Below are 8,735 nucleotides of genomic sequence, written 5' to 3'. Positions count from 1 at the left end.
TTGAGGAGTTATTGTCATGGCGAATTACGGCCTTGTAGTTGAAATTGAAGCGGTAAACCACTGCTGAATATTGCTCATCGCAGCGTGAGAGGTATCAAGGATCGGCTGTGGATAAACACCCAGCAGAACCAGCAGCACCACCAGCACGCCGATCGTCATGAATTCACGCGGTGACATGCCCGGCAGCGGAGCTTTCGATTTCGCTTCGCCGTAGTAAGCGCGCTGCATCATCACCAGCGAATACACCGAGGCAAACACCAGACCAAAGGTGGCAATCACGATAATCACCGGCACCACCTGGAAACTGCCGGTCAGAATCATAAATTCGCCGACAAAGTTACCGGTGCCTGGCATACCGAGGTTGGCCACCGCGAAGAACAGCGACAGGCCTGGAATCCATTTGATACGTCCCCACAAACCGCCCATCTGGCGCAGGTCACGGGTATGCAGACGCTCATAAAGCTGCCCACACAAGATGAACAGTGCTGCGGCGGACAGGCCGTGAGCAATCATCTGAATCACCGCGCCCTGGAACGCCAGCTGGCTGCCAGTGTAGATAGCAATCAGCACGAAGCCCATGTGCGAAACGGAGGTGTAAGCAATTAGACGTTTGATATCCGTCTGCGAGAACGCCATCCAGGCACCGTAGAAGATACCCAGAACACCGAGCCACATAGCAATCGGCGCAAACTCTGCGGAAGCATTCGGGAACAGTGGCAGGCTGAAACGCAGCAGACCATACGCCGCCGTTTTCAGCAAGATTCCTGCGAGGTCAACCGAACCCGCAGTTGGCGCCTGACTGTGCGCATCCGGCAACCAGCCGTGCAGGGGCACCACTGGCATTTTCACTGCGAAAGCGATAAAGAAGCCGAGCATTAGCAGATATTCAACGGTGTGCGACATTGGCGTTTTCAGCAGTTCTTCGTAGCTGAAGGTCCAGACGCCCGTGGCGTTGTAGTGCACGAACACCAGCGCCAGAATCGCAATCAACATCACCAGACCCGAAGCCTGGGTATAGATGAAGAATTTGGTCGCTGCCGAGATACGGGTTTTACCGTCAGAGGCTTTGTGACCCCAGAGCGCGATGAGGAAGTACATCGGCACCAGCATCATTTCCCAGAAGAAGAAGAACAGGAACATGTCGATGGAGAGGAACACGCCAATCACACCACCGAGGATCCACATCAGGTTGAGGTGGAAAAAGCCCTGATACTTCTCGATTTCATTCCAGGAACAGAGCACCGCCATCAACCCGAGCAGACCGGTCAGCACCACCATCAGCAGTGACAAACCGTCGATAGCCAGATGGAAGTTAATGCCGAAGCGCGGAATCCATGGCACCGAGAAAGTCGACTGCCACTGCGGCATTCCTGCAGCCTGGGTGAGTGAATAGCCTCCCTGCAGCCACAACTGCAGACCGAGTGCCAGCGTCAGCCCCATGGTGATCATGGCGATCCAACGCGGCACTTTTGCGCCGAGGCGCTCTGCTAACCAGCAAAGCAGACCCCCAACAAAAGGTATGATTATTAGCCAAGGTAATAGCACGGCATACTTCCCTTTTTTCAACCTGATTTCGAGCTATCTTGCTTGCCACGTTCATCACCGTCAGCGCTCGCCACCCTCACGTACAAAATACGCTTGGGTTGCTGCACACTGACGGCAACGAAACGGGCTACATCAATAACGCTTCGTCATTCAGGCAATTTTTCACATTCGCTTCTGGGATGAGAGAATCCTTGATTCTCTCGCCCCCGCTCATCAATCTTTAAATCACCAGCATCAGCGCCAGTACCACCACGGCACCGACACTCATGGAAGCCACATACCAGCGCACGTAACCGTTCTCGCTCACCACCAGGCCTTTATTACCAATGCGCGACAATAGCGCAGGCAGGTTCATCAGTGAGTTCAGCGGATCGCGCTTCAGCAGCCAGGCAATGCCCAAATAAGGTTTTACAAACACCTTGTCATACAGCCAGTCGAAGCCCCATGCCGCGAACCACCAGGTGCCGAAGAAACGGCCCGGCGCGCTATTGGCAACACTGGTGACCAGCTGGCGTTTGCCAAGCCATAGGGCAGCAGCAATCAGGATGCCGACAATCGCGACCACGCCTGAGGTGATTTCCAGCGCCACTTTTCCGCCCTCACCGAATTCATTCTGCGGCAGCACGCCCGCCAGCGGTGGCGTGATCATGGCGCCAACGAAGGTGGAGAGCACTAACAGCACAATCAGTGGCAGATGGTGAGTGATGCCTTTGCCCGCGTGCGCATGAATTTTCTCTTCGCCGTGGAACACGATGAAGATCATGCGGAAGGTGTAGATCGAGGTCAGGAATGCACCGACCAGACCCGCCACCATCAGATTGATGTGACCATTCGCCAGCGCACCAAACAGGATTTCGTCTTTACTGTAGAAACCTGCGGTAATCAGCGGCAGTGCCGCCAGCGCAGCGCCGCCGACCAGGAAGCAGGTGTACACCAGTGGGATGCTCTTACGCAGGCCGCCCATTTTGAAGATGTTCTGCTCGTGGTGGCAGGCCAGAATGACCGAACCAGAAGAAAGGAACAGCAGTGCTTTGAAGAAGGCGTGCGTCATCAAGTGGAAAATGGCCGCGTCCCATGCCTGCACGCCCAGCGCGAGGAACATGTAGCCGATTTGACTCATGGTAGAGTAAGCCAGCACGCGCTTGATGTCGGTTTGCACCAGCGCGGCAAAGCCTGCCAGCACCAACGTAATCGCCCCCACAATACCCACCAGATGCAGCACTTCCGGCGTCAGCAGGAACAAGCCATGGGTACGCGCAATCAGGTAAACACCCGCGGTTACCATGGTGGCGGCGTGGATCAGAGCTGATACCGGCGTAGGACCCGCCATCGCATCAGCCAGCCACGTTTGCAGTGGCAACTGTGCAGATTTACCGACCGCACCGCCCAACAACATCAGGGTTGCCCACTGCAGCATGTGGTTGTCAGCGGCGAAATGCGCCGGCGCCAGTTCCACCAGCTCGCGGAAGTTCAGCGTACCCAGTTCGTTATAGAGAATGAACAGTGCGAATGCGAGGAACACGTCACCGACGCGGGTGATGATGAACGCTTTCATCGCCGCCTTGCCGTTTTCTGGATTGCTGTAGTAGAAGCCAATCAGCAGATAAGAGCAGAGGCCCACGCCTTCCCAACCGAGATACATCAGCATCAGGTTGTCGGCCAGCACCAACACCACCATGCTCGCGATGAACAGGTTGGTGTAAGCGAAGAAGCGTGAATAGCCCTCTTCACCGCGCATGTACCAGGAAGCAAACATGTGGATGAAGAAGCCGACGCCGGTCACCACTGACAGCATGGTCAGAGACAAGCCGTCCAGTACCAGGTTCACTTTGATATCAAAGTGGCCGACCTGAATCCATGTCCACAACGCCTGAGTAAAAGGCTGTTGACCGTTACTGAAGAAATCCATACCAACGAAAACGGTGGTCAACGCCGCCAGACCGACCGATCCCATTCCCACCGCTGCCGACAGATTCTCCGACCAGCGACCACGGGAAAACGCCAATAGCAGGAAGCCAATCAGCGGAAATAATACGGTTAAATAGAGAAGATTCATCCGCGCATCTCGCTCACTGTGTCAATGTTCAGCGTCTGACGACGACGATAGAGCTGGAGCAGCAGGGCCAGGCCGATGCTGGCTTCCGCCGCCGCGAGGCTGATCGCCAGAATGTACATCACCTGGCCGTCAGCTTGTCCCCAGTAGCTCCCTGCTACCACCAGCGCCAGTGCCGCGGCGTTGATCATGATCTCCAGACCAATCAGCATAAATAGCAAATTGCGGCGCAGTACCAGCGAGGTCAGGCCGAGAACAAACAGCACAGCAGCCAACATCAGGCCGTGTTGTAACGGGATCATGCGTGATCCTCCTTATTCGCATGTGCATCAGCATGGCGATTGCTCAGCACTTCGCCCTGACGCTCTTCACGTCCGATATGGAAGGCCACCACCAGACCGGCCAGCAGCAGCATTGACGCCAACTCAACCGCCAGTACGTAAGGACCAAACAGACTGATACCCACCGCTTTGGCATCGATGACGGTGCCATCAATGCCCTGATCGTGCGCGGTGCTAATGGCGTAAATCATCACCACCAGCAGCAACAGGGAGACGATGCCAGGCCCAATCCACAGCGAAGGCTTCAGCCACTCGCGCTCCTGGTCCTGCTGGGTTTTGCCCAGGTTCAGCATCATCACCACGAACACGAAAAGCACCATAATGGCACCGGCGTAAACGATGATCTCCAGCGCACCGGCAAAGTAAGCGCCCATTGAGAAGAACACGCCCGCAATCGAAAGCAGCGAAACAATCAGGTACAGCAGCGCATGTACCGGATTGGTGTGAGTGATAACGCGCAATGTCGTTAGCACCGCCACCAGTCCGCAAAGATAAAACGCAAATTCCATACCTGGCTCCTTAAGGTAACAAGCTTTTGACGTCGATTGGCTTGGCTTCGTTTTCCGCTTCGCCCTTCTCTTTCCCGTCGATCGCCATACCCGCCATGCGATAGAAGTTGTACTCCGGATATTTACCCGGACCGGAAATCAGCAGGTCCTGCTTCTCGTACACCAGATCCTGACGCTTGAACTCACCCAACTCAAAATCGGGGGTCAGCTGAATCGCCGTGGTCGGGCAGGCTTCTTCGCACAGACCGCAGAAGATGCAGCGCGAGAAGTTGATGCGGAAGAACTCCGGATACCAGCGACCATCAACCGTTTCCGCTTTCTGCAGTGAGATACAACCCACTGGACAGGCTACCGCACACAGGTTACAGGCAACACAGCGCTCCTCGCCGTCCGGATCGCGCGTCAGCACGATACGGCCACGGTAGCGCGGCGGCAGGTAAACCGGTTCTTCTGGATACATCTGGGTTTCGCGCTTGGCGAAGGCATGCATGCCTATCATCCAGATACTGCGCACTGTCGTGCCGAAGCCAACGACAATATCTTTTAAAGTCATCTCAAAACCCCTTACTGCGCGCTGTACAGAATCACTGCGGCGGTCGCCAGCAGGTTCAATAACGTCAACGGCAGACACACTTTCCAGCCGAACGACAGCACCTGGTCATAACGTGGACGCGGCAGCGCAGCACGAATCAGGATAAACATCACCATAAAGAACGCCGTTTTCAGGGCGAACCAGATGAATGGCGGCAGGAATGGACCGTGCCAGCCACCGAAGAACAGCGTGACAATCAGCGCTGAAACGGTGGTGATGGCCACATATTCACCGACGAAGAACAGACCGAACTTCATACCGGCATATTCGATGTGGTAACCATCGGCCAGTTCCTGTTCCGCTTCTGGCTGGTCAAACGGATGGCGGTGACAAACCGCGACACCCGCGATACAGAAGGTCACGAAGCCGAAGAACTGCGGAATGATGTTCCACAAGTGCGTCTGGCTCTCGACGATGGCGTTCATGTTGAATGAACCGGCTTGCGCCACCACACCCATCAGCGACAGGCCCAGGAACACTTCGTAGCTCAGCGTCTGCGCGGAAGCACGCATTGCACCCAGCAGTGAGTATTTGTTATTACTCGACCAACCGGCGAACAGCACGGCGTAAACCGCCAGACCGGCCATCATCAGGAAGAACAGCAGACCGATATTCAGATCTGTCACCATCCAGGTCGGTGAAACCGGCACGATGGCAAACGCCAGCAGCAGCGATACAAAGGCAATAACCGGTGCCAGAGTAAAGATGAAGCGGTCGGTAAACGGCGGAACCCAGTCCTCTTTGAAGAACATTTTGATCATGTCAGCGGCGAGCTGCAGTGAGCCGCCCCAGCCAACACGGTTCGGTCCATAACGGTTCTGCCATAAGCCGAGCAGACGACGCTCGGCGAAACTCATAAAGGCACCACAACCCACCACCACCAGCAGAATCACAATGGTTTTCAAGATCTGGATGAGGATGTCGATAGCGTCCGGTGTCAGCCAGCTCATTGTGCAGCCTCCTGCAGTTTGTCAACTTGCGCACCTGAGAGGAACGGCGGCACACCTGGCATACCCAGCGGCAGACCCACCTGCCCTGCTTGCAGGGAAGTGGAGAAGCGTACTGGCAGACGCAGCGTTTCACCGGCACAAACCAGTTCAACCGCAGAGCCGTTATTGACGCCCAGTTTCTCCGCATCAGCCGGGTTAATCACCAGCGTAGCTGGCGACATACGCTTCTGGAAGGTCGGTGAACGCTGAGTCATCTCTTCACTACCAAACAGCTGATAGTAAGGTGCAACGCGATATTGGCTGCCTTCAACAAAGCTTTCTGGCACGGCGGTGAACCACGGCAGTGATCCTTCGCTCGCTTCAAACAGACGCACACCCGGATCGCCATGACGCAGTTTGCCACCGACTTCAGCCTGGAACTTGTTCCATGCTTGCGGGGAGTTCCAGCCTGGAGCCCAGGCGAATGGAATCTGCGAACGTGGTGCGCCTGGTTGGTTGTTACCTTCCATTGAGAAGGCAAACATGGTGTCTTTGTCTTGCGGCTGACGCGGTTCGTGCACGCTAATATTGGCACGCATCGCGGTACGGCCACTGTTACGGTGCGGTGAACGCGCCAGTTTCTGACCGCGAATACGGAAGCTTGCATCCGGCGCCGCGTCTTTAATACCTTTCAACTGTGGCAATGCTGCAACGGTGGCATCGATCACGTGATCAAGCAGCGTCCAGTCAATCTGACGGCTTTCAACAGTGCTGTGCAGCGAGTGCAGCCAGCGCCAGCTCTCCAGCATCACAATGCTGTTGTCGTAATAAGACGGATCGTAAACCTGGAAGAAACGCTGTGCGCGGCCTTCCTGGTTGATCGAGGTGCCATCACTCTCTGCGAAGCTCGCCGTCGAGAGCACCAGACCGGCTTTCTCCAGCGTCGCAGTGCGTTGATGATCAACCACAATCACGTGTGCGGTGTTGTGCAAAGCCGCATCCACGGTGGCTTTCGGTGCATGGCGGTAAAGATCGTTTTCCAACACCACCAGCGCTTCCGCTTCGCCTTTATCCAGCTGTTCCAGCGCGCTATCCAGCGATTGCCCCCCCATCAGGCCGAGACCAAAGCTGTTAGCTGCACCGGCAAGGAAAGTGATACCGACATCGGCACCGCGACCTTTCAGTGCTTTTGCCACGTTGGCGGCCGCTTCAATCATCGCGGTGCTGCCAGAGTGAGTACCAGAAATAATCAGTGGTTTTTTGGCACCGGCTAACGCCTGTACCACCACATCCAGCTTGCCATTCAGCTTGCTGTCAAAGCCACTGACGGCTGGAGCGGCTTCATCGAGCGCATTGGCAATAGCGAAGCCGAGACGAGCCTGATCTTCCACCGGTGCGCGATAGCTCCACGCGGCGATATCATCAAGACGGGTTTCATCAACGTTGGTGACAAATAGCGGATGTTTGGCGTGCTGACCAATGTTCAGGATCGCCGCGATCTGCCAGTCAGCCACTTTCTGGGCTGCTGCCATTTCACGTGCTTTACCTTTCACCGCCTGACGCACAGAAAGTGCGACACGCGCACCGACCTGAGTCAGGTCTTCACCCAGCACCAGCACCGCATCGTAGCTTTCGATTTCGCGCAGTGATGGCGTGTAAATACCGCCTTCCTGCAGTACTTTCAGCATCAACTCAACGCGTGCCTGCTCAGCGGCAGGCATACCGGTGGAGAAGTTTTCCGCACCGACAAGTTCACGCAGCGCAAAGTTGCTTTCAATGCTGGCACGCGCTGATCCAATCCCAATCACACGCTTCGCCTGACGCAGTACGTCAGCCGCGGCATTCACCGCTTGTTCGGCATTCAGACTGACCCAATCGTTGCCGCGCTTCTGTACTGGATGACGTGGACGATCTTTGCGGTTCACATAGCCATAACCGAAACGACCACGGTCACACAGGAAGTAGTGGTTTACGGTACCGTTGTAACGGTTTTCGATACGACGCAGTTCACCATAACGCTCGCCTGGGCTGGTGTTACAACCCACGCTGCACTGCTGGCAGATGCTCGGTGCGAACTGCATATCCCATTTACGGTTGTAGCGTTCGGAGTGCGTTTTATCGGTGAATACGCCGGTCGGGCAGATCTCGACCAGGTTACCGGAGAACTCGCTCTCCAGCGTGCCATCTTCAGGGCGACCGAAGTAAACGTTGTCGTGGGCACCGTAAACGCCGAGATCTTTGCCGTCTGCGTAATCTTTGTAGTAACGCACGCAGCGATAGCAGGCGATACAGCGGTTCATCTCATGGGAGATGAACGGGCCGAGATCCTGATTCTGGTGCGTACGTTTGGTGAAGCGGTAACGACGGAAGCTGTGGCCCGTCATGACCGTCATATCTTGCAGATGGCAGTTACCGCCCTCTTCGCACACTGGACAGTCGTGCGGATGGTTGGTCATCAGCCATTCCACCACGCTTTCACGAAACTCTTTCGCTTCGCCATCGTCGATGGAAATAAAGGTGCCGTCCGACGCCGGTGTCATGCATGACATAACAAGACGACCGCGGGTATCTTCGGCATTCTGGAATTGCTTCACCGCACACTGGCGGCAGGCTCCCACGCTTCCCAGCGCCGGATGCCAGCAAAAATAAGGAATATCAAGGCCCAGAGAGAGACACGCCTGCAACAGGTTGTCCGCTCCGTTCACATCATATTCTTTACCGTCTACATGGATTGTAGCCATAGTGAACATGCTTCCGTAAGGCTCG

7 protein-coding genes are annotated in these 8,735 nt (G+C 55.7%); all 7 read right to left on the bottom strand.

Going from position 1 to position 8,735, the window contains the following annotated elements; genetic code table 11:
* Window positions 1–24: 24 nt before the first annotated feature.
* Window positions 25–1,545: an NADH-quinone oxidoreductase subunit M gene (gene nuoM, locus RT340_RS20075; RefSeq protein WP_034825053.1), complete on the bottom strand. Its 1,521-nt coding sequence runs from the start codon at window positions 1,543–1,545 to the stop codon at window positions 25–27.
* 220 nt (window positions 1,546–1,765) lie between these two features.
* The gene (gene nuoL / locus RT340_RS20070) at window positions 1,766–3,601 is read right to left on the bottom strand and encodes an NADH-quinone oxidoreductase subunit L (RefSeq protein WP_058961299.1); all 1,836 of its coding nucleotides are present in this window, start codon (window positions 3,599–3,601) and stop codon (window positions 1,766–1,768) included.
* Entirely contained in the window at window positions 3,598–3,900 is a 303-nt protein-coding gene (gene nuoK, locus RT340_RS20065) for an NADH-quinone oxidoreductase subunit NuoK (RefSeq protein ID WP_034825057.1), read from the bottom strand. Before nuoK ends, nuoL begins: the two co-directional genes overlap by 4 nt.
* Window positions 3,897–4,448, bottom strand: a complete 552-nt coding sequence (nuoJ, locus tag RT340_RS20060; RefSeq protein WP_034825059.1) for an NADH-quinone oxidoreductase subunit J — start codon at window positions 4,446–4,448, stop codon at window positions 3,897–3,899. Before nuoJ ends, nuoK begins: the two co-directional genes overlap by 4 nt.
* 10 nt (window positions 4,449–4,458) lie before the next feature.
* Window positions 4,459–5,001 (bottom strand): NADH-quinone oxidoreductase subunit NuoI, encoded by a 543-nt coding sequence (gene nuoI / locus RT340_RS20055; RefSeq protein WP_034825061.1) that lies wholly within the window; start codon window positions 4,999–5,001, stop codon window positions 4,459–4,461.
* Window positions 5,002–5,012: 11 nt separating this feature from the next.
* Entirely contained in the window at window positions 5,013–5,990 is a 978-nt protein-coding gene (gene nuoH, locus RT340_RS20050; protein WP_045813644.1) for an NADH-quinone oxidoreductase subunit NuoH, read from the bottom strand.
* Entirely contained in the window at window positions 5,987–8,710 is a 2,724-nt protein-coding gene (nuoG, locus tag RT340_RS20045; RefSeq protein ID WP_313377569.1) for an NADH-quinone oxidoreductase subunit NuoG, read from the bottom strand. Before nuoG ends, nuoH begins: the two co-directional genes overlap by 4 nt.
* Between the last annotated feature and the right edge of the window lie 25 nt (window positions 8,711–8,735).

Origin of the sequence: Pantoea sp. CTOTU50773 (assembly GCF_032082325.1) — a bacterium.
Lineage (GTDB): Bacteria > Pseudomonadota > Gammaproteobacteria > Enterobacterales > Enterobacteriaceae > Pantoea > Pantoea communis.
Note: the sequence above shows the minus strand (reverse complement) of the source record. Positions and strands in the feature narration are given on the sequence as shown.